A 26,749-nucleotide genomic window follows, 5' to 3' on the forward strand; every position below is an offset into this window, starting at 1 on the left:
AGCTGTGTCCAGCACACCGACACGGCGAAAGGCATCCCATGTTCAAGAAGATCCGCGACAAGATCAACGAGGCCACCCAGCAGGGCATGGCCCGCGGCGCACAGGATTTCCAGCAGCACGCCGAGCAGTTCCGGCAGGCAGCCGCCGCGCAGGGGCACGACATCACCCCGCAGCTGCCGACTCCGCAGCTGGCCGCGCAGGCGTTCCGCACCGTCGCCGCCGACCCGGCGACGGCGGCCTTTATGGCGCTGCCGATGGAGGAGCAACTGCGCCAGCAGCAGGAACTCCAGGCCTACGGCACCGAACTGCGCCGGCTCTACGACACCGGCGAGAAGGCCACGCTGGTGATCCGCGCGCTGGAGCCGACCGGCCGGACGGTCGCCGGGCAGGCGCAGTACACCGCGACGCTGGAGGTCACCCGCGCCGACGGCATGATGTACCGGACGGTCACCCCGCTGATCACCCCGCAGGCGACCATCCAGCAGTACGCGCCCGGGACCCGCCACGAAGCCCGCCTCGACCCCGCCGACCCGGCCAAGGTCGCCGTGTTCGGGCCGATCGCGTAGGCGGGCGCGGTGTTCAGCTTATTCGCGTTCGACCTGTCGGACGATCCTGAAGAGACCCGGGCGTCGAGCAGGCGGCTGTGGCTGCTCGGGCTTCCCACGACGCTCGCCTGGGCGGTCGCCGGCTGGTCCGGCGCACTCGGGCTGCTGGACGGCTTCCGGCTGATGTCACTGAACCGCGTCGGCGCGTGGGGGGCCGACGCGGGACCGGCGGGGTCGCTCGTGCTGTTCTTCAGCCTGTCGGTCACGGTGGCTTCGTCGCTCGGCTTCGCGATGCTGTGGGGTGGCGGAATGTCGTTGCGCCGCATGGGCATCAGCTTCCGCGCGAGCTCGCTGGCCGCGGCGCTCGGGGTGACGCTGGGCAGCGGCGTGGCGGCTCCGTCGTGGACGCCGCCGGAATCCGTGGGCGAACGGCTGCCCTTCCTCGACGGCAAGGCCGAGCCGTGGTCCGATGTGGACTGGGTCGTCTACTACGAGCCATTCCTGGTGCCCGCTGTGGCCGGGCTCATCGCGCTGGTCCTGATCGTGGTGCTGCTGCGGTCGTTCCTTCGCGCGGCCGAGGCGGACGACCGCGAGCAGGCGCTGCTCCGCTCCGGCCGTCAGGTGACGGGTTTTCTCACCCGCGTGGACTTCACGAACGTCTGGGTCATGGGGAATCCGCGATTCGCCGTCACCGTGCGGTTTCCCACCGAGACCGGCGAACGCGAGGTCGTGACGACCATGATCACGCCGCTGTTCCAAGCCCCTTCGCAGGGTTCGGCGGTGAAGGTCCGCTACGACCCGCAGGATCCGAAAGCCGTTCTGGTGGAACCGATTTCCCTCTGACCGCCGCAAGGGAGCACTTCCATGGCAGCCATTCGCACGATCGCGTTCGGTTTCCTGACCGGTCTGGTCATCGGAGCGACCCTGTGTTCGCTCGTCGTCGGGGTCATCCTCGAGAGTGTTCCGTTGTTCGTGGCCGGGCTGGGAATTCCGGCCGGCTACGGCATTCTCGTGTACCTCGGCGGCATGCCACGCCGCGCCCGCGAAGCGGCCGTGCCACCTGTCGTGGCGCTCGCGCGGATCGAAAGCCTGCGCGCCGGAGGCACCGAAACAGGCGATCTCCCGGTCGAATTCATCCTCACGGTCGCGCCGGACGGGGCCCCGTCCCATCGCGCGGCGATGACCCACACTGTCAATCTGGTCGATCTCCCGCAGTACCGCACGGGCGACGTCCTGGTGGTCGTGTACCCGCCGGAGCGGCCGTGGAAGGTCCGGCTCGTCTCCAATCCTTCGCCGGGATGGCAGCGCCGGGCGGCGAACGCGGTCATCGAACCCGCGGCTGAGTCCGCTTTGGTCCACCCGCCGCCGGAAGGCTGCGCGGCCGGCGTCCTGACCTTGCTCGGCCTGCTGCTCGGCGCGGGCGCCGTCCTCGGGCTCTTCCGCGTCGAACTGTTCGCTCCGGACGCGAGCGCCCCGGCACCGCCGCCGCCCGCGTCGTCCGAGGTGACCTCGTCAGGCTCCGCGACGGTCGACGTCGGCCCGGACCGGTCCTTGCTGGACGAGGGAGAGCTGCGCCGTGCCGTCGATGGGCTGGCCCAGAGCATTGACGTCTCGCAGACGCTCACCGCGGTCGTCCAGGAACACCGGCTGACCGTCGTTTTCGCGCCGACCGGAGTCCAGATCCCGCGCTTCGATCTCCGTTCGCTGCCCGTCGACCAGATTCCCGGCTCGGTCCGAAAAGCCCTGCGCACCATCGACGTCGGCACGCCGCAAACCTGGCAGGTCACCGTCGTCCAGCTGCCAACAGCTCGCACCGTTCGCGTCACGGTCACCGGACCCAACGGCAGCGGTTCTCTCGCCGGATGATCAGCCCGCCAAGCCCAGCGACGCGCCGAGCAGCAACAACCCTTTGGCAGTACGCGGATCCGCACCGGTCAGGTTCGCGATCCGCGACAGGCGATTGTCCACCGTGTTCGGATGGACGTGCAGCTTCCGCGCAGTCTCGCGACGGTTGAAATCAGTCTCGAAGTACGTCCGGAGCGTCGTCGTCAGATCAGGCTCGCCGCCCAGCCGCTCCGCCAGCGCACGCAGCTGAGGCGTCGCCGCACTGTCGTGATTCAACTGGTACTCGAAAAGATGATCCGCAAGCACCGCAACGGTATCGGCGACCGCATTCAACCGCAGCAACCTCTCCGCCTCAGCCACCGCCGCCGGGATTTCCGACAGATCCGCCGCGTGCGCGAACGCCCCGGTGATCTCCACCCCCGTCGTCTGATGCGCCCGCGGAACAGCCTGCCGAGCCTCGATCAGCGCCGCCTCGCCGCTGTCCGAAGCAGCCGGAAGCAACAGCAGCCCGCCATCCGGATCCAACGCGGCCAGCACGTCTCCGGACAGTTCTCGACGCAGGTGCTGCAACAGCAACCGCGCCTTCCGCTGTCCCGCCAGATGCCGGCCGACCGCGTCGCCGACTGAATCCGCCGGGTCCGCGGCGAAGCGCAGGGCCAGCACGCCGTACGCCGAGGCGAGCCGGACGTCGGCCGGTTCCGGGACGAACTCCCCCGCCGCCAGCCGCCGGACCAGGGCCCGTGCCGCCTCGCGTTGTTCGTGGTCCGCGGTCTGGAATTCCTTCTGGTGCGCCTGCACGGCCGCGTTCAGCACCTGGTGCAGGCACTTCAGCAGCACGGCGGTCGTCTCGCCGGGCGGCGACCCGTCCGACAGGTCCTGGATCTCCGCCCACATCTCCTCGGCCGCCAGCAGGTACGCGTGCACGAATTCGCTGACCGGCAGCCCCTCCGCGCCCCGCTCCCGGCCGCGCCGGCGGAACAGCTCCAGTTCGTCCTCGCGCAGCTCGTCGTGCTCCCGCACGGCGCGCGCGAACATCCGGCCGAACTCGCGGCAGGTGTGCGCCATGTGGAGGTGCAGGTGCGCGGGCACCTGGCCCCGGTAGTGCGGGGACGTCTCGACGTACCGGCGGATCGTCCGCTCGCCCATCTTCGGCAGCCGGTGCTCGAAGCTGCGCCACGACAGCTGTGACATGTCACAGCACGGTAGCCGAAAACCTGGGCAATGTGCGCTACCAGCCGGATTGGCCAGGGGCGACAGTTGGGGTTGTGTCCATGACCGCGATCACAGGAGGCCCCGGACCCATGCGCTGCGAGCCGCTGTTCCGCCCGAAGTCGGTCGCCGTGGTCGGCGTGTCCGCGACCACCGCGCTGTCCTGGGGGCGGATCGCGCTGGACCGGTTGCTGCGCGGCGGCTACGGCGGCGAGGTCTTCGCGGTCTCGCGCGGCCCGCTCGAGCTGCCCGGCGTACGGACGGTCGGCTCGCTCGCCGAGATCGGCTACGGCCCCGACCTCGTGGTCCTCGCGACCCCGGCGGAAACGGTCCCGGGGCTGGTCAGGCAGGCGCGCGAACTCGGCTCCGGCGCGGTCATCGTCTTCGCCTCGGGTTTCGCCGAGGGCGGCAACACCGCGCTGGAGGACGAACTGCGCGAGGCCGCCGGAGACCTGCCCGTGCTGGGCCCGAACTGCCTCGGCGTCGTGAGCCACCCCGCCGGGGTGCAGCTGTCCACGACTGTCTTCCTCGACCGCGAACGCGTCCCGCCGGGCCCGCTCGCGATCGTCACGCAGAGCGGCGCGATGGGGTTCGTGCTCGCTGACCTGCTCGAACAGGCCGGGATCGGCTACTCGTACTACGCGAGCGTCGGGAACGAAGCCTGCCTGTCCAGCCACGAGCTCGGCAGCTGCCTGCTCGACCAGCCGGATGTCGAGGTGCTCGTGCTCTACCTCGAAGGCGTGCGCGACGCGGACGGTCTCCGCGAACTCGGACGCCAGGCTAGAGCGGCGGGCAAGACCGTGGTCGCCCTCGCGGTGGGCAGCAGCGCCGCCGGGCGGCAGGCCGCGTTGTCGCACACCGCGGCCGTCGCCGGTGATCACTTCCTGCTCGCCTCGTTGTGCCGTCAAGAGGGCATTCACCTGGTCACGGACGACGACCAGCTCGTGGACGCCGTGCTCTGCGCCCGCAAAGGCACGACGCTTCCGCCTGCTCCGCGGCTGGCCGTGCTCACGATGTCCGGTGGCGCGGGCGGCATCCTCGCCGACAACCTCACCGCGCTGGGCGTCCGGATCCCGCCCTTGTCGGACGCGACGCGCGCGAAGCTCGCCGAGGTCGGCGGCGTCGAGGCGGCCGACGAGAACCCGGTCGATCTCGGCGGCAACATCGACCGCTGGCTCGACCGCGTCGGCGATCTCCTCGGCGCGCTCGACGAAGACCCGGAGCTGGACGGCGTCGTGCTCTATCTGACGTTCGGCGACCGGTTCCGGGAGGCGTATCACCGGCTTGCCGCCGCTGCCGCAGCGATGCGGACTCCGACGTGGTTCATCTGGGCATGCGCGCCGCCCGGCGAGCTGGCGAACGTCGGACGGCCGGACACCGTGTTGCCCAGCATCGGCGCTCTCGTACGACGGCTTCAGGTGCTGGTCCCGGACCGGGTCCCGGAACCCGCGCACCAGGCTATCGGCGACGACCGTCCAGTGTGGACTGAGCTGCGGGCGATCCCGGTGCTGGACGACGCTGGCATCCCGCACGTGGAAACCGTCGCCGGGCTCGATCTCGCTGCTGCTGTTCAGCAACACGGCTGGCCGGAGCCGTACGTGGTCAAGGGCGACGCCGCCGACGTTCCGCATCGGGCCCGCGCCGGGCTCGTCCGCGTCGGCGTCACAGCGGCCGAGCTACCTGCGGTGCTGGAGACACTCCAGGCCCGCCTGGACGAGGTCTCCGCCGACCCGGACCGCACCCTCGTCGTGCAACCCCTGCTGCCGCACACCGCCGAACTCGCCCTCGGCGCGACACGGGATCCGTTGTACGGCACCGCGATCGTTCTCGGCGCGGGCGGCGACCGTGCCGAAGACCCCACCGCACCCCGTCGGGCGCTGCTGCTCCCGGCGACCCCGGAGCAGCGGGCCGAACTGGCGGAATGGGCTGGCGACGTCCTCGCCGCCCCGGTCCCCGCCGTCGCCGCCGCGATCGACGGGCTCGTCCGCATCCTCGGCGACCATCCGGAATTCGCCGAAGCCGACCTCAACCCGCTCTGCGTCACCGGCGACGACCTCGTCGCCGTCGACGCGCTGTTCACCGAGACTCTTCAGGAGGCATCCCGTGACTGACCTGCTCGACTACGCGGACAAAGTCTGGCGAGGCGAGGCCGACACCCGCGTGTATCACACCGGCGCGCTGCGCAAGGACGGTCTGCACGAGCTGGCCGAGGGCGTCTGGATGTGGCCGGCGTTCGGCAACGTCTTCCTCTTCCCCACCGCCGACGGCCTGTTCTGCTTCGACACCGGCGAACGCCGTACCGCCAAAGACCTCTTCGGCGCAACCCGCGCGCGCACCGACGCCCCGCTGCACACCGCCGTCTACTCGCACGGCCACATCGACCACGTCTTCGGCGTCGGGCCATTCGACACCGAGGCCGAGGAACGCGGCTGGCGTCGCCCGTCCGTGCTGGCCCACGAGAACACGCCGCCGCGCTTCGAGCGGTACGAGCGCACCCGCGGCTACAACACGGTGATCAACCAGCGGCAGTTCCAGTCGCCCGGTTTCCGCTGGCCGGACCGGTACCGGCACCCCGACCTCACCTACCGCGACACCACGACGCTGCGGATCGGCGACCTCGACGTCCAGCTGAAACACGGCCGCGGCGAGACGGACGACGCGACGATCGCGTGGTTGCCCGACCGGAAAATCCTGTGCTGCGGCGACTTTTTCATCTGGTCCTCCCCCAACCCGGGCAATCCGCAGAAGGTCCAGCGCTACGCCGCAGAGTGGGCGCAGGCGCTGCGCTGGATGGCCGGACTGGGCGCGGAACTGCTGCTGCCCGGGCACGGCGTGCCGATCGTCGGCGCGGACCGGATCCGGACCGCGCTGTCGGACACCGCCGAGTTCCTCGAAACCCTGCACGACCAGACCGTGGACGCGATGAACGCCGGAGCCACGCTCGACGAGGTGGTGCACGGCGTCACCGCGCCTGCCGAGCTGCTGGCCAAGCCGTACCTGAAACCGTCGTACGACGAGCCGGAATTCGTCGTCCGCAACGTCTGGCGGCTCTACGGCGGCTGGTACGACGGCGACCCGGCCAACCTCAAACCCGCCCGCCGCGCCGACCTGTCGCGCGAACTCGCCGACCTGTCCGGCGGCTCCGACCGGCTGGCCGCGCGGGCGCGGGAACTGCTCGCCGCCGGGCAACACCGGCTGGCCGGGCACTTCGCCCAGCTCGCCGTGGACGCGGCCCCGGACGACGAAACCGCGCACACGGCCCGCGCGGAAGTGTTCACCGCACTGGAAAAAGCGGCGACCTCGACGATGGCGAAGGGCGTCTACGCCTGGGCCGCCGCCGAATCCCAAGCCGTGCTGGACGGCACCGACCGCGCCGAGCAACTGCGCACCCGCACCGCGGGCCGCACCCGCTGGGCCTTCTGAGTTTTCTGAGTTTTCTGAGTTTTCTGAGTTTTCTGTACCACCCCGTCCGACAACGACGTTGAAATGGGGACCCCACGATGAACGCTCCCGCCCTCCCCGCCGAAACCGCCGCCCGCCGGCGCACCCGCGGCACCAGCGCCCGCGGCTGGGTCGTCACCGGGCTGCTGCTGGTGTTCATGCTGATCAACTTCGCGGACAAGGCCGTGCTCGGGCTCGCCGCGAAGCCGCTGATGCACGATCTCGGCCTGACGCCCGAGGCGTACGGCCTGATCAGCAGCGGGTTCTACTTCCTGTTCAGCATTTCCGCGATCGTGGTCGGGTTCGTGTCGAACCGCGTGCCGACGAAGTGGATCCTGCTGGTGCTGGGCGTCGTCTGGGCGCTGACCCAGGCCCCGATGCTCGGCACCGTCGGCTTCGGCGCGGTGCTGGTCAGCCGGATCGTCCTCGGCGCGGCCGAAGGACCGGCGAATCCGCTGGCCATGCACGCGGCGTACAAGTGGTTCCCCAACGAGAAACGCGGCCTGCCGAGCGCGTTGCTGAACGCCGGTTCCGGCATCGGCGTGGCGCTGGCCTCGCCGCTGCTGACGGCGCTGATCGTCGGCTACGGCTGGCGGTGGGCGTTCTTCGCGCTGCTTGTCGTCGGCCTGGTGTGGTCGTTGCTGTGGGCGATCTTCGGGCGGGAGGGCAAGGTCGCGGGGACCGCGTCCGTGCACGCGGACGAGGCCAAGACCGAAGCGGACGAACCCCGCGTGCCCTACCGCCGGATCCTGCTGAGCGGCACGTGGCTCGGCGGTTTCCTGGCCGGTTTCGCCGCGTACTGGGCGCTTTCCGTGCTGGTCGCGTGGGTGCCGCATTACCTCGAGACGGCGTTGCACTACAGCACGGTGACCACCGGGACGCTGGTCGCGCTGCCGTGGATCGCGTCCGTCGTGTTCAACCTCGCCCAGGGCGCGCTCAGCGACCGCTTGATGCGGCGCGGGGTTTCGAGCCGGGTCGCCCGCGGTGTGCTCGGCGGCATCGCGGTGCTCGTCTCCGGTCTCGCGATGCTGCTGTTCCCGCACACCGGGGGCTGGTTCCAGATCGCGTTGCTGACCGTCGCGTTCAGTCTCGGCGGCGTCGTGTTCGCGCTCGGCGTCACGATGAACGCCGAGATCAGCCCGACCCGGCAGCGCGGCGCGGTGCTGTCGATCAGCGTCGGACTGGTCACCACGGCGGGATTGCTCGCCCCGTATCTCACCGGGCGGCTGATCCAAGCCGCTTCGTCGCCCGAGGGCGGCTTCACGCTCGCCTTCACGATCAGCGGCCTGCTGTCCATTGTGGGCGGTCTGCTCGCGATGTTCTTCGTCAACCCGGACCGCACCGCGCGGCGGCTCGGACTCCGCACCGAGGTGGTCGGCTGATGCCTTTCCAGGACACCAAAAACCCGCTCTACGGCACCGGTGAGATCACCGAGGTCGCGCCCGGCGTCCGCTCGATCGGCCTGCAGGGCAACAGCCTGGCGGTGGAAACTCCCTCGGGTCTCGTCGTCGTCGACACCGGCCCGTCTCCGGACCTCGTCGCGCCGGTACTGGACCAGCTCAGCGAACCGGTGCGCTGGATCGTCTACAGCCACGGCCATCTCGGCTACAACTACGGCGTACCCGGGTTCTTCGACTACGCGGCCGCCCATGGCGAACGCCGCCCGGCCGTCGTCGCGCACGAGAACGTCGTCCGGCGCTACCGGCGGTATCTGGAGACCGCCGGGTTGCAGAACCACATCAACACCCGGCAATTCCGCCGCCCGATGGCCGACCTGACGGCCCCGCCGCCGGTCACCTTCCCCGACCAGACCTACCGGGAAGCGATGACCCTGGCCCCGGACGTCCGGCTGCTGTGGGCCCCGTCCGAAACCGACGACGTGACCGCCGTGTGGCTGCCGTCCCAGCGGGTCCTGTACGGGAGCGCGGCGGTGATCAACGGCATCCCCAACATCGGGACGCCGATGCGCACCATGCGCGACACCGTCCGCTGGGCCGATACATTGGACCGCCTCGCCGCGCTGAACCCCGCTGTCCTGGTGCCGGAATTCGGCCCCGTCATCCGCGAGGATCCGGTCCGGCAGCTCACCATGACCGCCGCCGCCCTCCGGTGGCTGCGGAGCGCGGTCGTGGACCAGCTCAACCGGGGCCGGCGAGCGGACGACATCGTGCACGACCTCCGGTACCCGGCCGAGCTGTTCGACGTGCCGTGGATGCGCGAGCACTACGGGCACCGGGAGTACATCGTCCGCGATATCGTCCGCTCGGAAACCGGCTGGTGGGACGGAAATCCGACGACCCTGCACCCGTCCCGCCCAGACGCCGCGGCCGCCGCCCGGGCCGGGGCGATCACGGATAAGCAGGCGGTGCTCGACCACGCCGAGCGGCTGCGCGCGGACGGGCGGGTGCAGGAGGCGTTGCACGTGATCGATCTGCTGGCGCTCGCGCCTGGGGACGACCCGCTGGTCAAGCAGGCGCGGGCGGTGAAGGAGGAACTGTGCGCGGTTCGGGCTGCGGAGGCGAGTAGTTACGTGTCGCGGAGCTTCTATCGCAGCGGCTGGTGACGCCGCGGCGGTCCAGAACGAGTCGCCCGCTCCGCAGACGTACGTGAGGGGAACCCCCACGTACTCTGATTCCCAATGCCAGGAACTTACTGTAAGCCGCGCGACCTCGGTCCGCTAAACCGTCCACAAAGGACGCCACCGGCACCGAAATGCCCTATTTTTCGCCATGTGACTGTGTTTTGAAGTACGTGAGGGGAACCCTGAGGGAATCTGATTCCCTCAGGGTTCCCCTCACGACCCGCCCGGTCACTGCGCGGGCAACGCCTCGGTCCAAGTCAACTCCAGCCGCTCCGGCCCCCGCTGCCGCCGCGCGCTCAGCCACGGCACGTCGGCCGCGTCCACCGCCAACCCCAGATCCGGGAACCGCGCCAGCAGCGTCCCCAACGCGATCTGCAGTTCCAGCCGCGCCATCTGGGCGCCGAGGCAGTGGTGCGGGCCGTGGCCGAAGCCGACGTGGTGGTTGCGCGGGCGGGCCAGGTTGAGATCCTCCGGGCACTCGAACACGGTCGCGTCGCGGTTGGCACCGTCGACGTCGGCGAACACCGCCTCGCCCTTGCGGATCAGCTGGCCGCCGATTTCGACGTCCTCGCTGGCGATGTGCGCGAAACTGGCGCTCGCGCTGAGCGGAACGAACCGCAGCAGCTCCTCGACCGCCGACGGCATCAGGCTGGGATCCGAGCGCAGGCGGGCCAGCTGGTCCGGGTTCGTCAGCAGGGTGTAGAGCAGGTTGGAGATGTGGTTCGCGGTCGTCTCGTGCCCGACGGCCAGGATGCCGCCGGACAGGTCGATCAGCTCGCCCTCGGTCAGCCTGCCCTCGTCGTCGCGGGCCCGCACCAGCGCGCCGATCAGGTCGTCGGTGGGGGTTTCCCGGCGTTCCGCGACCAGACCGGCGATGTAACCCCACAGTTCGCGCTGCGCGGTCATGATCGCGGTGTGGTCCGAGCCGTCGCCGCTGAGCATCAGCATCGTGTCGGTCCAGGTGTGCACCTTCTCGCGATCCTCCTGCGGCACCCCGAGCAGCTCGCACAGCGCGGTGATCGGCAGCGGGATCGAGAACGACGACACCAGGTCGACCGGCGGGCCCTGCTCGATCATCCGGTCGATCAGGCCGTCGGTGATCTCCTGGACGCGCGGGCGCAGCGTTTCCACCCGTTTCGGCGTGAACGCGGCCGCGACGAGCCGGCGCAGTCGGGAGTGCATCGGCGGGTCCATCGTGATGATCGAGCTCTCGCTCTCGATCGCCTCGGTCCCGCGCGGCGCGTCCTTGCCGACGGTCAGGCTGCGCATCAGCCGCCGGTCCACCAGCACGGCCCGCACGTCCTCGTATCGCGTCGCCAGCCAGGCCTCGCCACCGTACGGCAGCCGCACCCGGCTCATTCCAGGCTGCTCGCGCATCTGGCCGTACCGGGCGTCGACCGCCAGCGCCGACGGTGCGAACGGGTACGGGCACACTTCAGTGTTCACGACGAACTCCCAAGTCCGGTAACGGTTTCCACGATCGGTTCTGCCACGGATTCCAGCCACGCCCCGACGGCCGACGCCGTGCTCTCCGCGTCCTCGGCGACGATGCTGAAATGGTCCCCGGGCACGGTTTCCCCGCGGTCGGCTCGCGACCACGTCGTCTGCCACGCCGTCCCCGCCACGTCCCCGAAGCTGCGGGCGGAGCGCAGCAGCACCGCGGGAACCCGGATGTCCGGCGGTCCCGCGGCGGCCAGAAGGCCGAGGTAGCGGCCCATGGCGGTCAGCTGCGCCCGGTCGAACCCGCCTTCGTCCTCGCGAGACAGCACTTCCCCGGCCATCGCGTGAACGGCGTTCTCGGCCGGGCCGCCCATCTCGTAGGTGTCCAGCAGGCACACGCCCGCCGGGGCACGGCCGGTGCGGGCCAGTTCCGCCGCCACAGCTTCGGCCAGCAGCCCGCCGGACGAATATCCCAGCAGCGCGAAGGGTTCGTCGTCGGCCGCTTCGCGGGCCTGGTCGGCGAGGGTGGTGACGAGCGTGGCGAGGTCGGCCGGAAGCGGCTCGGCCGCGGTGAAACCGGGCAGGGACAGCACGCAGACGCGCCGGTCGCCGCGGAACGGCGCGGCCAAGCGTCCATATTGGACGGCACCGGTCATCGCGGCCGGTGAGGGCACGCACAGCAGCGCGGGACGCTGTGGTCCCTCCGCGAGCCGTACTGGCCGAGATGTCCCGATCGCCGTGCTGAACGACTCGCGCAGATTCGCCGCGGCCCCCAGCAGGGCGACGCCATCTGGCACCCGACCCGCCGCCACTGCCTCGGCGAACAGCCGGGCGACCGGATCCGCCGGCACCGGAGCGGAAGACTCGGCCGGAGTGTCCGAAAAGGACTCGTTCAGGAATTCGGCCAGGTCCGCGACCGTCGGATGGTCGAACACCAGGGTCGCACCGAGAGTCAGGCCGGTCAGTTCGGCGAGCCGGTTGCGCACCTGGACCGCGGTGAGCGAGTCGAAACCGAGATCCGGCAGCGCACGGCTGGGTTCGAGGGTCGCGCCGTGTCCGAGCACTGCCGCGACCTGCGCGCCGACCAGTTCCGCCAACCGCTCCCGGCGTTCGGCAGGTGGGGTGCGGCGCAGTCGTCCGGCGGCGGAACCGCCTGCGCGCCGGGTGGTCCGCACGTGGCCGCGGAGTAGCGGCGGGACATCGTCGCCACGCCACGCGTCGAGCCGCAGCGGGGCCAGTACCGGTGCCGGGTCGGCGAGGGCCGCGTCGAACAGAGCCAGGCCCGCTTCAGCGGTGAGACCGCCGGTGCGTTCGTCGGAGTTCCACAGGCCCCAGGCCAGTGATTGAGCGGGCAGTCCGAGGCTGCGGCGGTGCTGGGCGAGTGCGTCGAGGAACGCGTTCGCCGCCGCGTAGTTCGCCTGGCCCGGCGCGCCGAGGAGGCCTGCCGCAGACGAGAACAGAACGAACTTGTCCACGGCACCGGCGAGTTCGTGCAGATTCCACGCCGCGGTGGCTTTGGCCTCGAACACCGCGTCGACCTGGTCCGCGGTCAGCGACGTGAGCATCCCGTCGGCGAGCACTCCCGCCGCGTGCACGATCGCGGTGACCGGGTGCGCGGTCAGCAGCGCGGCGACGGCGGATCGGTCGGCGAGATCGCAGACCGCCACCTCGGCCTCCGCACCGAGCGCGGCCAGTCCGGCGGCGACGGCGTCCCCGCCCCGGCCGGTCCGGCTCGCCAGCACCAGCTTCCGTACGCCGTGGTGACGGACTAGGTGTTCGGCCGCCAACCGGCCGAGCTGCCCGGTCCCGCCGGTGATCAGCACCGGTCCCGGACCCCACTCCGCGCTGTCGGCGGCTTCGACGGCGACCAAACGCGGGGTCAGGGTTCGATGGTCACGCACGACAATGGCTGGCTCGCGCACGGCGGCGATCAAGTCGTCGGACGGCGCCGCGTCCGTGTCCAGATGCGTGATCCGGCCTGGGTGCTCGGTCTGCGCGGAACGAATCAACCCGGCGACCGCCGCACCGGCCAGGTCCACCGGTTCACCGGGCAGTCCGGCCGCGTGCCGGGTGATCACCACGATCCGCCGGTCGTCCGCGAGCGCCGTGCGCAACGCGGCGAGGATCCGATGGACTTCGTGCTGTGCCGCCGCGGCGTCGGAGCCCGGCGAAACGACCAAAGTCTGGACGTCCTCCGCCGCTCCGCCGGACAGGGTGCATTCGGTCCATTCCGGACGGAGCAACGATCCTGAGCGGGGAGCCCGCCGCACGCCGGTGACCGGCCGCAACGCCAGGGAACCGATCGTGGCCACCGGATGGCCCGAGCAGTCCGACAAGGACAGGGAGACCGTATTCTCCCCGAACGGTTTCACCTGTACTCGAAGCTCGGAGCTGCCGGGCGACCACAAGTCCACTTCGGACCACGAGTACGGCAGCAGCGTCCCCGCACCGGCAGCCGGGCCGAGACCGACAGCGTGCAGGGCAGAATCGGCGAGCCCTGGGTGGAGGCCGAACTCAGCGGCATCCAGCACCGCGGACTCCGGCAGCTCGACTTCGGCGAACACCTCGTCGCCGCGCCGCCAAGCGGTCTTCAGCCCTTGGAACAACGGACCGTACTCGACACCGCGCTCGGCGAGTAGCTCGTACATCCCGTCGAAATCGATCTCCTCAGCCCCGGCAGGCGGCCAAGCCGGAGCGGTCTCAGGCGCCGGGCCAGCCGGAGCCAGCGCACCGTCGGCGTGCCGCACCCAGGGTGCGTCGCCCGTCTGCGCGTGGATGCTCAGCGGACGCACCCCAGCCTCATCAGCCCCACCGACCCGGACTTGAACCCGGACCCCGTCGGCCGCCAGCACCAACGGCGCGTGCACGGTCAGCTCGCGAACGCGCGTGTCTCCCGACTCCGCACCGGCACGCAGGGCGAGTTCCAGGAATCCGGTGCCGGGAAACAGCACCGAACCGCCGACGGCGTGTCCGGCCAGCCACGGCTGCGCGGCGACCGAAATCCGGCCGTGCAACAGGAATCCGTCGCCGTCGGCGAGCGGAACCGCGGCCCCCAGCAACGGGTGCCCGGCAGCTTCGAGCCCGGTCGCGGACAGGTCGCCCGCCTCGGCAGAAGCGGACAGCCAGTAGCGTTCCCGCTGGAAGGCGTAGGTCGGCAGGTCCACGAACCCCGCTTCGCGCGGCGCGAGAACTGCGGCCCAGTCCAGGGTTACGCCGTCGGCGTGCAGCGCCCCGATCGCCTCGGCGATGGCGACGTCCTCCGGCACGCCCCGGCGCAGCGCGGCGACGGCCAGCGGAGCGTCCGGAAGCATCGCCGTGAGCGGCCCGTCCGCGCCAAGTTCGAGAAATCGGGTGACGCCCTGACTCTCCAGCGTGCGGACCGCATCGCCGAACCGGACCGTGCGGCGGATGTTGCGAACCCAGTAGTCCGCGTCGAAGGAGTCGATCGGCTCGCCAGTCACGGTGGAGACGATCGGCAGCGCGGGCTCGGCGTATGTCACTCGCGCCGCGATCGCTCGGAACGGCTCCAGCACCGGATCCATCAGCCGCGAATGGCAGGCCACCGAGACCGCCAGCCGCTTGGTACGCCGCCCCGCAGCGGAGAACCGGGCGACGGCGGCCAGCACCGCCGCTTCCTCCCCGGAGACGACGACCGCTCGCGGACCATTGACCGCGGCCACATCGACCGCCTCCCCAGCGACGGCAACCGCTCGCGGATGGTTGCTCGCCGCGACATCGACCGCCTCCCCAATGACGACGACCGTTCCCGGACCATCGACTGCGACCACATCGACCGCTTCCCTCGAGACGGCAACCGCTCTCGGGCCATTGGCCGCCACATCGGCCGCTTCCCCAGCAACGACGACCGCCTGCGGGCCATCGACCGCCACCCCGGAGACAACCGCTCGCGGACCGTTGCTCGCCGCGACATCGACCGCTTCCCCAGCGAGTTCCTCCGGCTCCGCCTCGATCGCCGCCATCACGCCGCGCGGCTGGGCCTGCATCAGCGTCGCCCGCGCGACGACCAGCTCCGCCGCGTCCGCGAGCGTCAGCACGCCCGCACAATGCGCGGCCGCCAGCTCGCCCCCGGAGTGTCCGCAAAGGACGTCCGGTTGCAGCTGCCACGATTCGGCCAGCCGGAACAACGCGACCTCGATCGCGAACAACCCCGCCTGGCTGTAGCGGAACTCGTCGAGCGCGCCGCCGATCGCCTCCCGCAGCGGACGGTCCAGATGCCGATCGAGTTCCGCACAAGCAGCGGCATAAGCGGCGGCGAACACCGGATACGCGGCGGCCAGTTCCTCGCCCATGCCCGTCCGCTGCGAACCGGCGCCCGAGAACAGGAACGCCAACGGCCCCTCGCCACGCGCCGCTCTGGCGGGCGGTTCGTCCAGCCCGGCGAGCAGTTCGTCCCGATCGCGCGCGACGACTGCCGTGCGGTGTTCCAGGTGCGTGCGCCCGGTCGCGAGCGTCCAAGCGACATCCGCCGGACGGAGATCCGGCTCCTCCCGCACCCGCTCGGCCAGCCGGTCCGCCTGCGCCCGCAGGGCCGCCGGATCGCGCCCGCTGAGCACCACCGGCACCGCCGCCCCATCGCCCGCAGCGGGTTCGGCGGGGGTGGGAGCTTCCTCCACCACAACGTGAGCGTTCGTCCCGCTCAGCCCGAAACTCGATACCGCACCCCGGCGCGGTCGAGACCCGCGCGGCCACGGCGTCGCCTCGGTCAGCAGCTCGACCTCGCCGGCGGACCAGTCGATCCGGCTGCTGGGCGCGTCCACGTGCAAGGTCTTGGGCAGCAGCTCGTGCCGCAACGCGAGCCCCAGCTTCACCAGCCCAGCGACACCGGACGCGGCTTGCATGTGCCCGAGATTGGACTTCAACGACCCGAGCCGCAGCGGAGCGCCGCCGCCCCGGTCCGCACCGTACGTCGCCAGAAGCGCTTGCGCCTCAATGGGATCCCCGAGCGGCGTGGCGGTCCCGTGCGCCTCCACGACGTCGATCTGCGCGGCCGACAGCCGAGCCGACGCCAGCGCCTGCTTGATAACCCGGCGCTGCGCCGGACCGTTCGGCGCGGTGATGCCGTTCGACGCCCCGTCGGAATTGACCGCGCTCCCACGAAGCACCGCCAAGATGGGGCGACCGGATCGGCGCGCATCGGAAAGCCGTTGCAGCACCAGCATTACACAGCCCTCGGACCACGCCGTTCCGTCGGCGGACTCGGCGAAACTCCGGCACCGCGCGCCGCGAGACAACGTGCCGTCCTTGCTGAACTCGACGAAGGTCCGCGGCGTCGACATCACCGTCGCCCCGCCCGCGAGCGCGAGTTCGCACTCCCCCGCGCGCAGCGCCTGTGCCGCCAGATGCACCGTGACCAGCGACGACGAACAGGCGGTGTCCACCGTGATCGCGGGGCCCTGCAACCCGAACGTGTAGGCGACCCGGCCGGACACCATTCCGGACGCGGCGAAACTGCCCGGGTAGTCGTGGTACATCACGCCGGTGAACACGCCGGTCCGGCTGCCGCCCAGCGAACGCGGCGGGATTCCGGCCCGCTCCAGGGATTCCCAGCCGGTCTCCAGCAGGAGCCGCAGCTGCGGGTCCATCAGGAGGGCGTCGCGGGGACTGATCCCGAAGAGCCCGGCGTCGAACTCCCCGGCACCGGTCAGGAATCCGCCTTCCCGCACGGAAATCGACCCGGGCCGGACCCCTTCGGGATCGTAAAGCCGCTCGACGTCCCAACCCCGGTCGTCCGGGAACCCGCCGATCGCGTCGCCGCCGTCCGAGAGGAGCCGCCACAACTGCTCCGGCGTCTCGATCCCGCCCGGCAGCCGGCATCCCGCGCCGACGATCGCGACCGGTTCCGCTCCCGCGGCCGCTCCGAGCAGCCGCCGGTTCTCGTCTTTGAGCCGATGATTCTCCTTCAGCGACGTACGCAATGCGGCGACCAGGGTGCGTTCGGACTCGCTCAACGGCCCCCCAGGGCTAGATGTGCGGCGTGACCAGTCCGACATTACGCACCAACGGGATCACTGCCACCCCCTAGATAATGGGCCCCGGTGGCCGGTTCTCCCTCCGGCGTCGCTCGCGCACCGCGCTGAGCAGCGCGGGGATCTCCTTTTCCTCAGCGGAATTCCCGTCGTTCACCCCCCTTCTCCCGGGCTCCGGGATCGATTTGCTCGTGCTGGTGTTCGCCCAGCAGCACCGCGCTGGTCACGGACGTCCAGGTTGTGCCGCAGGACGTAGTTGCTCAACCTCGGAGGAACGCATTGTCCGAACCAGCCAGCGGGTCTTCGCCTCCAGCACCACGCCGACACGATCGCCTCCGCCATCGCATCCCAAGCACCAGGGACACGAGCGAAAACCTGCGACAAACTCAATACATCCCACGCCCCGGCAACACCGCACCCGCTAAACCAGGAATTGACACGACCGCGGTCGGCAGCAAGGCTCGGGCCGCCGCACCGGCCAGTGCCTCAACGGAATTCTCGCCGTTCGCCCCCTTTCTCCCAGGCACCGGGACCGACCTGCTCGCGGCGAGGCTCGCCCAGCCGCACCGCAGCCGGTCGGCGCAACGCCGCGAGTTGCAGGCCCAGCACAACGCCGACACCGATCGCCGCTGTCGACACGATCGCCTCCGCCACCGCATCCCAAGCTCCGGGGACTCGGGCGAAAACCTGCGACAAACTCAGATACATCGCCGGTCCCGGCAGAACCGCGCCGGTCAAACCGGGGATCGTCACGACTGCGGTCGGTACCTTCAAGATCCGAGCCGCCGCTCCGGCGAGGACGCCGAGCACTGTGGTGGCGAGGAAAATCGACACCGGTGCGGACAGTCCTAGCGTCGATCGTCCGGCCCAGTTCACCAGCGACGTCACGAGTCCGGCCCCGCAGGCGAGCAGCCACCATCGCATCGGGGTGCCCATCAGGATCGCGTTTCCCAGCGAACCGACCAGCGCCGTCACCGGGACCAGCGCGAGCGGCAGCGCGGCGAGCGAAACGCGGCTTGCCTCGCCGAGGATGTCGAGGTCGTTCGCCACCGACACCACGACCATCACCCCGGTCGCGATCGCCCCGGTCAGCAGCAGCACTGTCACGATCCGCGCGGCGGCCATCAGATGGAAGTCGCCGACCGCGTCCTCCACCAGCGACACCAACGACAGAATCGGCAGCAACAGCACGAGATTGGCCGCCGAAAGGCTCGCTGCTTCGTGCCCGGTGAGCAAACCGAGCGACAGCAACGAAATCGCGACGGCCAGCACGGTGCTCGCCTTGGCCGCGACCTGGAAGAACTCCGCGATGCCGACCGTGCTCAACGCCCAGCCGACGCGGTTGGCGAAGACGAACAACCCGGCCGACACCACCGCGGCGAGCACAGTCCCGTTCGCCTGCAGGCAAATCATCGCCGCGAGCAAGCAGCCGCCGAGCAGACTTACGTACCACGGCCAAGTCGGCCCCGCTTGAGCGAGGATTTCGGCGTCGCGCTCGGCATCGGCAGGCGAAATCGTACCGGCGCCCGCGCGAACCGCGAGCGCCTCCAGATCTCCCATCCGGCCGATGTCGCGCGCGTCGTTCGCCCGCACGCTCCCGAACAGCACCAGCGGTTCCCCGCCGCCGCCTGGGCAGTATTGAAGGTGAATTGCCCTTACTCCCAACGAAATCCGCAGATCCTCGACGCCGCCCGCGAGCGCCAGCCCGCGGACCGTGCGCACGATGACCGCCGTTTCGATGCCCTGCTGGAACATCTGCATCGCCACATCGAGCGCGAAGCTCAGCACCCTTCGCGCCTGTTCGCGCTCGTCCTTTGCCATGAACCGCACTTTAAGGAGGCACCCAGACAAAAATGCGCCCGCGAACGCGTCGCTCCGGCAGCTTCGCCCGATCGTGGCTTTTCCAAGGTCCGTGAGCTCCCCTCACGGCAATGCCAGGGCCTCAAGACGGCGCTGCGGGTGCGATTCGCCCAGTTCGGAGGACCTGCGCGAGGCGAGGCGTCCGTGAGGGGAACCCTCACGGACTCAGAGTCCCTCAGGGTTCCCCTCACGGACTTCAGGACCCGGCCACCTGGCCACAGATCGGGCATTCCGGCGGCGCGCATGTCCTTTGTGGACAGCCGACAGACATGAGCCGCGCAGCTCAAGCCCCCGGCATTGCCCCCTCGCAGACCCCGGCACCACGCCGCCCCAGCCTTTGTTCCAGCCACCGGAACACCCCCGGACGGCCGCTTGTGCGACCGGCCAGGATGGCCACACTTCTGAGTGAACCGCCGCGATACCTGTGACACGGCCCACATCTGAACCGATACACCCTCTGCCGTGCCTTCGCACCGCGAGCGACCCGAACAGCGCGTCCAAGACCTGGGGGAACCACCCGTGAACACTGCCGCAGAGCTTTTCGTCGGGCAGGCATTCCGGAGACCGGCGGAGGGGACGGCCGTACCGGAGCCGGTGGTCGCGCTGCTCGGGCCGAAGGGCGCGGGCAAGAGCACCGCGCTGAGAGCGATCGGCGGCGCCTGCGGCGGCACGCTCGTCCACGCCCGGCTCGATTTCCAGGACGCCCGCGTCGCCGACCCGATCTCCGCCGTCGCCTGCGTTTCCTTCCTGCTGGCACGGCATTGGGACAACCTGCCGCGCGACCCGACCTTCCACCGCGTCGGGCTTTCCTTGCTGGCGCTGAACGAAACCCTGCCGCAGGACCACGACGCCGCCCGCTCGTACCTGCTCCAGCTCATCGGAAGCTACCTGCACCAGGAGGAGGACAATCGGATCGCGGACATGGCCGGCGCGGCGGTCCGATTCGCCGTTTCGCTGTCCGGGATCGGAGATCAGGTGCCGGGTCCCGCGGTCCGGAAAGCGGTCAGCAGCGGAATCGGCGCGCTGCTGCGTCTCGCGAACCGACGGCGGCGAAGCGTGCGCCAGGCGCTGCGCTGGTTCGGCGGCCTGCTCGACGGAGCCAACACGCTCGACTCGTTGATCGAGCTGAGCCAACGCACTACGGATCCGCTCCCGCACGTGATGAACGCGTTCCTGACTGATTTGCAGCGCAGCGCCGACCAATGGACGACGCCGGTACGGCGATGCCAGTGTCTGGCCCCGTGCGGACAGGACGGCCCGCACGAGCACGCCTGGGCGCTGCTGATCGACAACGTCGACGCCGCTCCCGCGGGCCGCGCATTCCTCACCGCATTCATCCGCGCACGACAGAATCGGTTGCCCGAACGCGATCCGCTGCTGATCGTGGCGGCGATGGACCGGTGGTCGGCCGCTTGGGGCCATGAGTGGCGGGAGCCGTGGCTGACGAAGGCGGACTGCCCGGACGGGCGGCCGGTCCCGCTGCTGTCCCAGGCCGATTTCAAGCAGTGGACCCAGCACCTGGCCGCCGCCCGGGCGGGCGCGGCGCGGGCCTGGTATCCCGTCTGGCTGGACCCGCCCGGCCCCGAGGCGCTCCGCGAACTCGCCCCGACCACCCCGGACGGCTGGGAACCGGCTGTCTTCGACGAGTTCGTCCAGCGGCTCTCCGGCGGCCTGCCCGCCGCCGCGCAGGAGATCGGCCGCTGGGTCGCCGAACTGCCGACGGACGTCGCACCGCTCGCCCGCTCGCTGCTTTTCCAGCCGTACGAAGGAATCGCGCTGTGGGAACGCGCGCTGAAGTCTTTCCTGCCGATGTCGCTGCTGGCGGACGCGCTGCACGCCGTCGTTCCGCAGGCGGTCGCGGTGGCGGTGCGGCTCGGCCAGCCGGGGCGGTCGGCCGGACTGGATCCCGCCGCCTTTCCCGACGCGAACGACATCCTGCGCTCGCTGCGGGAGAACCTGTGGATCAGCACCTTCGCCGCGCGGCCTTCGCGTCTGTGGCCGGTCTCCGCTCCCGGGCGGGACCATCCGGCGGCCCTGCACCCGTGGCTGCTCGCCTGCCTGCTGGCGGGTCTGCACGCGCAAAGCGCCGACCGCCATCCCGTGGCCATGACGTGGGCCGAAGTGTTCAGGCGGATGGCGAACACCTGCGCCGAACCGACCGGCGAGACCGAGGATCAGGCCCGGCGGTTGTACTACGCGCTCGCCTGCGACAACTTCGCGCCCGTCGTCCGCGAACTGGTCGACCGGTTCGCCGAAGTCGCACACCCAGCCTGGGTTCGGCTGGTCGACCAGATCACGATGGCTCCGTGCCGCCTGCCCGCGGTCGAGCCGACCGAGGACAGCGTCACGAAGCTCGTGCCCGACGGGCCGCCGGGGCGGGAATCGGCCGAGGCCGCGATCACCAGCATCGTCGCGCGGCTGTGGCTCTACCACGACCCGCACACCGTTCCCAGCCCGTCGCACGACAAGCGCATCTCCAGAAACTTCACGAGGCTGGCCGGCAACTACGCGGCCGGTGACGACACCGACGCGCTGACCGAGGCCGCCGCACAATTCAGCGGCCGGTAAAGCCGCCCCTTCCCCTACAGGAGCGCGATGCGCCTCATCAGAAAATTCCTGCGCTGGTTCACCTGGAAATTCCCGCGTCTGGTCAACTGGGTGCTGCGGCGACCGGTGACGGCCACCAGCTTCGCCACGCTGACAGTGGCCGCCCTCGTCGCCGCGATCGTCCTCGTCCCGCCGCTGTTCGCGCCGTGCGGGGACGGCATGTCCGCCGACGCGAACGACACCTGCGTCGGCATCAACCTGGACAGCTCGCAGTTCCGGAAGGACGAACCGGAGCACATGCGGGAACTGGAAAAGACGGTCCGGGCCGCCAACGAAGCCGTCACCGACAACTACGTGTCCGTCGTGCTGCTCCAGGACATGACGCCGAACGAGGGCGTCGACACGAGGCTCTACCCCGACCTGTATCCCGACATCGAGGGCGCGCTCGCGGGAGCGTGGCGGGCCAACCACACCGCCGCGTTCCAGGGCAGCGTGCCGAAAGTGAAGCTGTTCCTGGCCAACATGGGCAGCCAGTACGCCAGTTGGTCCGAGGCCGTCGACAAGATCTCCGAGCACGCGGCCGCCCACCATGTGGTCTCGGTGATCGGACTCGGGCAGAGCCTGGACAACACCCGTGCGGCCGCGGCGAAACTGACCGGCCAGGCGCATCTGCCGGTGATCGGCGCGACGGTCACCGGGGACACCATGAACCTCACCCCCGAGGGCAAGCTCAACACCGGTTTCTTCCGCACCTCGCCCACCAACACCCACTCCGTGGCGGCGGCCGCCCGGTACATCGCGAGCATCGAACCGGACCCGTCGCGGGTCGCGATCGTGCAGGACAACATCCCCGGCGACGACTACACCCAGACCCTCGGCGCGATGGCCGTCAAGGAAATGCCCGCGGCGCACCGGTTCCCGTTCACCTCGCCGGGCCCGCTGCCTCCCAACGTCTCCCGTGCCGACCCGCTGCTCACCCAGTTCGCCTACCTGGACCAGAATCTCTGCTCGGTCGCGCCGACGGTCGTCTATTTCACCGGCCGCGGCACCGATCTCGGCCCGTTCGTGCAATCCTGGACGCAGGGGAACACCCCGTGCGCCAACGGGAAACTGACCGTCGTCACCGGCGACGACGGCGGCGCCTCGATCAACGAGGCGAGCCTCCGCGACGCCGTCCGCGGCGGCCACGTCCGGGTGCTGTTCACCTCGCTGGCCAGTCCCGACGAATGGGGTCCGTGCAACGGTTCCGGGGAACAGGCCGCCTACAACACTTTCCAGGCGGTCTTCACCGGCAAACCCGGCGCGTGCGACGGCCAGCCGGTCCGAGCGGACGACGGCACCGCCCCGCTGGCCTTCTCCGTCGTCGACCTGGGCAGCGGCGAAGGCATCCTCACCCACGACGCCATGATGGTCGCCGTGACCGCGGCCAGACGCGCCGCGAACGGCGTCGCCGACACGGTCGTGCGCGCGCCCCTGTCCCAAATCGGGCTCATCGAGGAAATGCGGTGCCAGAACGCCGTCCACGGGGCGAGCGGCAGCATCCAGTTCAGCCCTGATCAGGCGCAGTACGGCAACCCGGTGGAGAAACCGTTCCCGGTCGTGGAGATCAGGGCCGACGGATCCACCGGGACGGTGTGGAACAAGGCGGTCACGCCTGCTGCGGCGAAAACGTCCTGCTGACGCCCCGGTCCGCGAGCCAGCCCCGGTAGCGGCGCAAGGCGCGTTGCTGCAGAACGGTTTCCTTCACCAGCGCCAGCTTGGGATTCGTGCGCAACCGCGGCGCACGGCCCGCGCCGAGCCGTCGCAACTGGCGGCGCACCCGGGCCATCCCCGCCGCGGACGCCAGCGCTTTGTCCTTGATCGTCACCGGCTCGAGTTCGACAGCGGCATCCTCGCCGTGAAGCCACTTCTTCGGCAAGTCAGGGTCCACCGCGAGGGCGGTCCCCATCCCGGCCAGCTCAATCCCGCCCGCCAGGACCTGCTCGGCGACCGAACGCCGGACGATGCCACCGGTCAGCATCAGCGGCAGCGGGCTTGTCCGGGCGAGTTCTTCCGCCAGAGTCAGGAAGTACGCCTCTCTCGCCACCGTGCGCTCGTCGGCGGACCGGCCGGACATCGCGGGACTTTCGTAGCTGCCGCCGGACAGTTCGACGACGTCGACACCGAGCGGAGCCAGCATTTCGATCACCCGGCCGGCGTCCGCGGCGTCGAATCCGCCGCGCTGGAAATCGGCTGAGTTCAGTTTCACCGCGACCGCGAAATCCGGGGAAACGACGTCTCGCACGGCTCGCACGATGTCGAGCAGCAGCCGCGCACGGTTGTCCAAACTGCCACCCCACTCGTCGGTACGCGTGTTGACCAGCGGCGACAAGAACTGCGACAGCAGGTACCCGTGGGCAGCGTGGATCTCGACGCCGTCGAACCCGGCTTCCTCGGCGCGACGCGCGGTCTCGGCGAAACGCGCCACCGTCTGTCCAATGTGGTCAGCGGTCATCGCGGTCGGCTGGGCGAGCCGCTTGCTCTGCTTGCCGAGGTCCACCTTGATCGCCGACGGACCCCACGCGACGCCGGGCAGGTTCGCCATCACCTGGCGTCCGGGGTGGTTGATCTGCATCCACACCCGCGCGCCGCCGCTCTTCGCCGCGTCCGCCCACGCGCGGAACGGCTCCAGCGGCGACCGCTCGTCCAGGACGATGCCCGCCGGTCCGGTCATCGCTTCGGCGTGCACCATCACGTTGCCGGTGATGAGCAGCCCCGCGCCGCCCTCGCTCCAGCGGCGGTACAGGCGGCGCATCCGCTCGTCGGGCAACTGCCCGGAGCCGGCCATGTTCTCCTCCATGGCCGCTTTGACGAGCCGGTTGGCCAGCGCGGGGCCGTGGGCGGGCGCGAACGGCGCGAACAGGGGCGAGGTGGTCATGATTCCTTCGATCCGTGCGGTATGTTTGCAGTGCTCACATGAGAGTAGGAGGCGATGTAAGCAGTGTCAACTTCCGCGAAGGACGGCTACCATCACGGCGACCTCCGAGCCGCCTTGCTGACGACCGCAATGGAGATGCTCGAGCAGGGCGAGCAGTTCTCCCTGCGGGCTGTCGCACGGAAAGCGGGCGTTTCCCCGACCGCGCCGTACCGGCACTTCGCCGACCGCGACGCCCTCGAATCAGCCCTCGCCGCCCAGGGCCTCCGCGATCTGAACGACGACCTGGCCCAGGGCGGCGCGGTGCCGACCACGGTCGCCGAATTGGCCGAATTGGGCGTCGCGTACGTCGGCTTCGCCCTGCGCCGACCGGCACTGTTCCGGCTCATGTTCGGCAACGCCTGCGACGACACGAACGACGAGCGCGTCCAGGCCGCCGCCGCGGTGCACGAAACGCTCGCCCGCGCCGTCGCCACCGTCTTCCCCAAAGCCGACCTGGCCGCCATCACGATCGCAGGCTGGGGAATGGTGCACGGACTGGCCAGCCTGCACCTCGACGGCAAGCTCGCCAGCGACTCCCCCGACGACGTCGCCAAGCGGGTCCGCGCGTCCTTCACCGCGGTCTTCGCCGCCCGGGCGGGCGAGTGACGACCCCAGTGTTGACAGTGCTCACATCGAGGCTTACCGTCATGTAAGCACTGCACACATGACGCGACAGGAGCGACCCCGATGGCATCGACCGGAACTGTGGACGTCGACCTGGGCGGTCGCCTCGTCACCGTCCCCGCGGGCGGCCTGTACGACCGTTACCGGATGGCCGCCGACCTGGACGAGGTCGCGCGCGATCCGCGCGTCAGCGGCGTCGAGTTCTTCCGCGGCCTGCCGAAGACGAGGGTCGAGTCGCCGATCGGGCCCACGCTGACGCCGAACTTCTACTACCGGATGTCCTCGGCACGGCTCACCATGCTCGCCCGCTCCCGCGCGATCCGCGCCCGGCTGCCGCGGGAACTGGCCCCGCTGGAAGTCGCGCCCGGCCTCGGCCTCGTGTCGGTGATGTTCTTCCGCTACGACGTGTGCGACATCGACTTCTACACCGAGGCGGCCGTCGGCGTCGCGGTCCAGCCCGCGCGGCACGGCAAGCTCGGGTTCGTCGACCTGCTCGCCGCGCTGAAGAACGACCACCTCGACACCTATGTCCTGTCGCTGCCGGTCAACACCGACATCGCGCAGGTCCGCGGCCACGACGGCTACGGCTTCCCGAAGTGGGTCACCGAACTGGACGTCGACATCGACGCCGAACGCACCACCGCCCGCGTCGCCAACGACGAGGGCGACGCCGATCTGACACTGTCCGCCGCCACCCCCGCGCAGACCAGGCACCCCAGCGGGGAACGCGTTTCGACCCTCACCTCGTACACGACCATCAACGGTGCCTGGCACTCGACGCTCAGCCAGACGAACGCCCTGTCGGCCGGTAGCGCGTCTTTCCCGCGCACCGTGGATCTGCAGCTCGGCCGCGGCCGGATGAGCGACGACCTGCGCTCGCTCAAGCCGACCCGCCCGGTCCGGTTCGACGTGCTCGCCGAAGGCCAGCTCGCGCTGCACCTGCCGGTCCCGTACTCGGTTCCCCAGCGAGGAGTTTCGCGATGACCAAGGTCCTGCAGGTGCTTTCCGCCGCCCGGGTCTGGACGCTGAAAGACGGCACCGAACACCCGACCGGATTCTGGGCCGAGGAGTTCGTCGTCCCCTACACGCTGTTCGCCGAAGCGGGCTGGGACGTCACGGTCGCCACTCCCGGCGGCAAGCGGCCCGTCGTCGACAACCTCAGCCTCGGCGTCAAGGGCGGCGTTCTTCCGCGCACCGCCAAGAAACTCAAGGCCGAACTCGACCGCCTCTCCCCCGTGCTGGCCCAGCCCGCCGATCTGTCCGAAGTGGACCCGGACGACTTCGACGTCGTCTTCTACTCCGGCGGCCACGGTCCGATGGAAGACCTCGCCGTCGACCCGGTTTCCGGTGCGTTGCTGACCGAACGGCTGTCCTCGTCGAGGCCGCTCGCGCTGCTGTGCCACGCGCCCGCCGCCGCGCTGGCCGCGAAGAACCCAGACGGGACCTGGCCGTTCGCCGGATACCGGATGACCGGGCTTTCCAACGTCGAAGAACGGTTCAACCCGTTCGCGTGGAAAGCCAAGTGGCTGCTGGAGGACCGGCTCAAGGAGGCGGGCGCGGACTACGTCGCCGGCCTGCCGCTGAAGTCTCACGTGATCGTCGACCGCACTCTTTACACCGGCCAGAATCCCGGCTCGTCGGCCGCGCTCGCGCGCCGGATCATCGCCGACGTCTCCGCCGCATAGCGCGAATGACGCCACGGCTTACGCTCATA

General features: G+C 70.2%; 16 protein-coding genes and 1 pseudogene. 12 read left to right on the forward strand and 5 right to left on the reverse strand.

Annotation, left to right across the window (positions count from 1 at the left end; translation table 11 throughout):
- Nucleotides 1–38 precede the first annotated feature (38 nt).
- From ACFORO_RS10930 to ACFORO_RS10940, 3 genes are read left to right on the forward strand one after another with little or no spacing between them, the layout of a single operon-like run.
- A complete protein-coding gene (locus ACFORO_RS10930) occupies nt 39–566 on the forward strand; it encodes a hypothetical protein (protein WP_354735039.1) in 528 nt (175 codons plus the stop codon).
- 9 nt (nt 567–575) lie between these two features.
- Nucleotides 576–1,388, forward strand: coding sequence for a DUF3592 domain-containing protein (locus ACFORO_RS10935; protein WP_377868597.1), 813 nt, complete (start codon nt 576–578; stop codon nt 1,386–1,388).
- 21 nt (nt 1,389–1,409) lie between these two features.
- Nucleotides 1,410–2,411, forward strand: a complete 1,002-nt coding sequence (locus ACFORO_RS10940; RefSeq protein ID WP_377868596.1) for a hypothetical protein — start codon at nt 1,410–1,412, stop codon at nt 2,409–2,411.
- On the opposite strand, the gene ACFORO_RS10945 is transcribed toward ACFORO_RS10940, so the two are convergent.
- A complete protein-coding gene (locus ACFORO_RS10945) occupies nt 2,412–3,581 on the reverse strand; it encodes a PucR family transcriptional regulator (RefSeq protein WP_377868595.1) in 1,170 nt (389 codons plus the stop codon).
- Nucleotides 3,582–3,661: 80 nt separating this feature from the next.
- Between ACFORO_RS10945 and ACFORO_RS10950 the strand changes: the two genes are divergently transcribed.
- The 4 genes from ACFORO_RS10950 (at nt 3,662) to ACFORO_RS10965 (ending at nt 9,603) form a co-directional block, all read left to right on the forward strand.
- Nucleotides 3,662–5,710 (forward strand): acetate--CoA ligase family protein, encoded by a 2,049-nt coding sequence (locus tag ACFORO_RS10950; RefSeq protein ID WP_377896540.1) that lies wholly within the window; start codon nt 3,662–3,664, stop codon nt 5,708–5,710.
- Entirely contained in the window at nt 5,703–7,022 is a 1,320-nt protein-coding gene (locus ACFORO_RS10955) for an alkyl sulfatase dimerization domain-containing protein (RefSeq protein WP_377868593.1), read from the forward strand. Before ACFORO_RS10950 ends, ACFORO_RS10955 begins: the two co-directional genes overlap by 8 nt.
- Nucleotides 7,023–7,099: 77 nt before the next feature.
- The gene (locus ACFORO_RS10960) at nt 7,100–8,422 is read left to right on the forward strand and encodes an MFS transporter (RefSeq protein ID WP_377868592.1); all 1,323 of its coding nucleotides are present in this window, start codon (nt 7,100–7,102) and stop codon (nt 8,420–8,422) included.
- On the forward strand, nt 8,422–9,603 hold the full coding sequence (locus ACFORO_RS10965) for an alkyl sulfatase dimerization domain-containing protein (RefSeq protein WP_377868591.1): 1,182 nt from the start codon (nt 8,422–8,424) through the stop codon (nt 9,601–9,603). The genes ACFORO_RS10960 and ACFORO_RS10965 overlap by 1 nt, the downstream gene beginning before the upstream one ends.
- 246 nt (nt 9,604–9,849) lie before the next feature.
- Here the strand turns inward: ACFORO_RS10965 and ACFORO_RS10970 are convergent, their stop codons facing one another.
- From ACFORO_RS10970 to ACFORO_RS10980, 3 genes and pseudogenes are all read right to left on the reverse strand, one after another.
- Nucleotides 9,850–11,067, reverse strand: a complete 1,218-nt coding sequence (locus tag ACFORO_RS10970) for a cytochrome P450 (protein WP_377868590.1) — start codon at nt 11,065–11,067, stop codon at nt 9,850–9,852.
- Nucleotides 11,064–17,030 (reverse strand): annotated as a pseudogene (locus tag ACFORO_RS10975) (SDR family NAD(P)-dependent oxidoreductase); the annotation flags it as partial. The gene ACFORO_RS10970 and the pseudogene ACFORO_RS10975, both read right to left, overlap by 4 nt.
- 504 nt (nt 17,031–17,534) lie before the next feature.
- Nucleotides 17,535–18,869: a threonine/serine exporter family protein gene (locus ACFORO_RS10980; protein ID WP_377868588.1), complete on the reverse strand. Its 1,335-nt coding sequence runs from the start codon at nt 18,867–18,869 to the stop codon at nt 17,535–17,537.
- Between the two features lie 558 nt (nt 18,870–19,427).
- Here ACFORO_RS10980 and ACFORO_RS10985 point away from each other — a divergent pair.
- Together ACFORO_RS10985 and ACFORO_RS10990 are read left to right on the forward strand one after the other, a co-directional pair.
- Nucleotides 19,428–21,476 carry an ATP-binding cassette domain-containing protein gene (locus tag ACFORO_RS10985; protein ID WP_377868587.1) on the forward strand — a complete coding sequence of 683 codons (2,049 nt, stop codon included), beginning with the start codon at nt 19,428–19,430 and terminating at the stop codon, nt 21,474–21,476.
- A gap of 27 nt (nt 21,477–21,503) precedes the next feature.
- Nucleotides 21,504–23,135 (forward strand): ABC transporter substrate-binding protein, encoded by a 1,632-nt coding sequence (locus tag ACFORO_RS10990; protein ID WP_377868586.1) that lies wholly within the window; start codon nt 21,504–21,506, stop codon nt 23,133–23,135.
- Here ACFORO_RS10990 and ACFORO_RS10995 read toward each other — a convergent pair.
- Entirely contained in the window at nt 23,104–24,372 is a 1,269-nt protein-coding gene (locus tag ACFORO_RS10995) for an NADH:flavin oxidoreductase/NADH oxidase family protein (RefSeq protein ID WP_377868585.1), read from the reverse strand. The genes ACFORO_RS10990 and ACFORO_RS10995 overlap by 32 nt on opposite strands.
- A 63-nt stretch (nt 24,373–24,435) precedes the next feature.
- On the opposite strand from ACFORO_RS10995, the gene ACFORO_RS11000 reads away from it, so the two are divergent.
- The 3 genes from ACFORO_RS11000 (at nt 24,436) to ACFORO_RS11010 (ending at nt 26,720) form a co-directional block, all read left to right on the forward strand.
- Entirely contained in the window at nt 24,436–25,017 is a 582-nt protein-coding gene (locus ACFORO_RS11000; RefSeq protein ID WP_377868584.1) for a TetR/AcrR family transcriptional regulator, read from the forward strand.
- A gap of 81 nt (nt 25,018–25,098) precedes the next feature.
- Nucleotides 25,099–26,019, forward strand: coding sequence for an acetoacetate decarboxylase family protein (locus ACFORO_RS11005; RefSeq protein WP_377868583.1), 921 nt, complete (start codon nt 25,099–25,101; stop codon nt 26,017–26,019).
- Nucleotides 26,016–26,720: a type 1 glutamine amidotransferase domain-containing protein gene (locus ACFORO_RS11010; RefSeq protein ID WP_377868582.1), complete on the forward strand. Its 705-nt coding sequence runs from the start codon at nt 26,016–26,018 to the stop codon at nt 26,718–26,720. Before ACFORO_RS11005 ends, ACFORO_RS11010 begins: the two co-directional genes overlap by 4 nt.
- Nucleotides 26,721–26,749: the final 29 nt, after the last annotated feature.

The sequence above is a fragment of the Amycolatopsis halotolerans genome (genome assembly GCF_042647905.1).
Lineage (GTDB): Bacteria > Actinomycetota > Actinomycetes > Mycobacteriales > Pseudonocardiaceae > Amycolatopsis > Amycolatopsis halotolerans.

Excerpts from the sequence above, each read along its gene's own strand:
- ACFORO_RS10950 (WP_377896540.1), top strand. The coding sequence starts at position 3,662 with ATGACCGCGATCACAGGAGGCCCCGGACCCATGCGCTGCGAGCCGCTG.
- ACFORO_RS10990 (WP_377868586.1), top strand. The coding sequence starts at position 21,504 with ATGCGCCTCATCAGAAAATTCCTGCGCTGGTTCACCTGGAAATTCCCG.
- ACFORO_RS10980 (WP_377868588.1), bottom strand. The coding sequence starts at position 18,869 with ATGGCAAAGGACGAGCGCGAACAGGCGCGAAGGGTGCTGAGCTTCGCG.
- ACFORO_RS11010 (WP_377868582.1), top strand. The coding sequence starts at position 26,016 with ATGACCAAGGTCCTGCAGGTGCTTTCCGCCGCCCGGGTCTGGACGCTG.
- ACFORO_RS10965 (WP_377868591.1), top strand. The coding sequence starts at position 8,422 with ATGCCTTTCCAGGACACCAAAAACCCGCTCTACGGCACCGGTGAGATC.
- ACFORO_RS11005 (WP_377868583.1), top strand. The coding sequence starts at position 25,099 with ATGGCATCGACCGGAACTGTGGACGTCGACCTGGGCGGTCGCCTCGTC.
- ACFORO_RS10960 (WP_377868592.1), top strand. The coding sequence starts at position 7,100 with ATGAACGCTCCCGCCCTCCCCGCCGAAACCGCCGCCCGCCGGCGCACC.
- ACFORO_RS10995 (WP_377868585.1), bottom strand. The coding sequence starts at position 24,372 with ATGACCACCTCGCCCCTGTTCGCGCCGTTCGCGCCCGCCCACGGCCCC.
- ACFORO_RS10940 (WP_377868596.1), top strand. The coding sequence starts at position 1,410 with ATGGCAGCCATTCGCACGATCGCGTTCGGTTTCCTGACCGGTCTGGTC.
- ACFORO_RS10945 (WP_377868595.1), bottom strand. The coding sequence starts at position 3,581 with ATGTCACAGCTGTCGTGGCGCAGCTTCGAGCACCGGCTGCCGAAGATG.
- ACFORO_RS10930 (WP_354735039.1), top strand. The coding sequence starts at position 39 with ATGTTCAAGAAGATCCGCGACAAGATCAACGAGGCCACCCAGCAGGGC.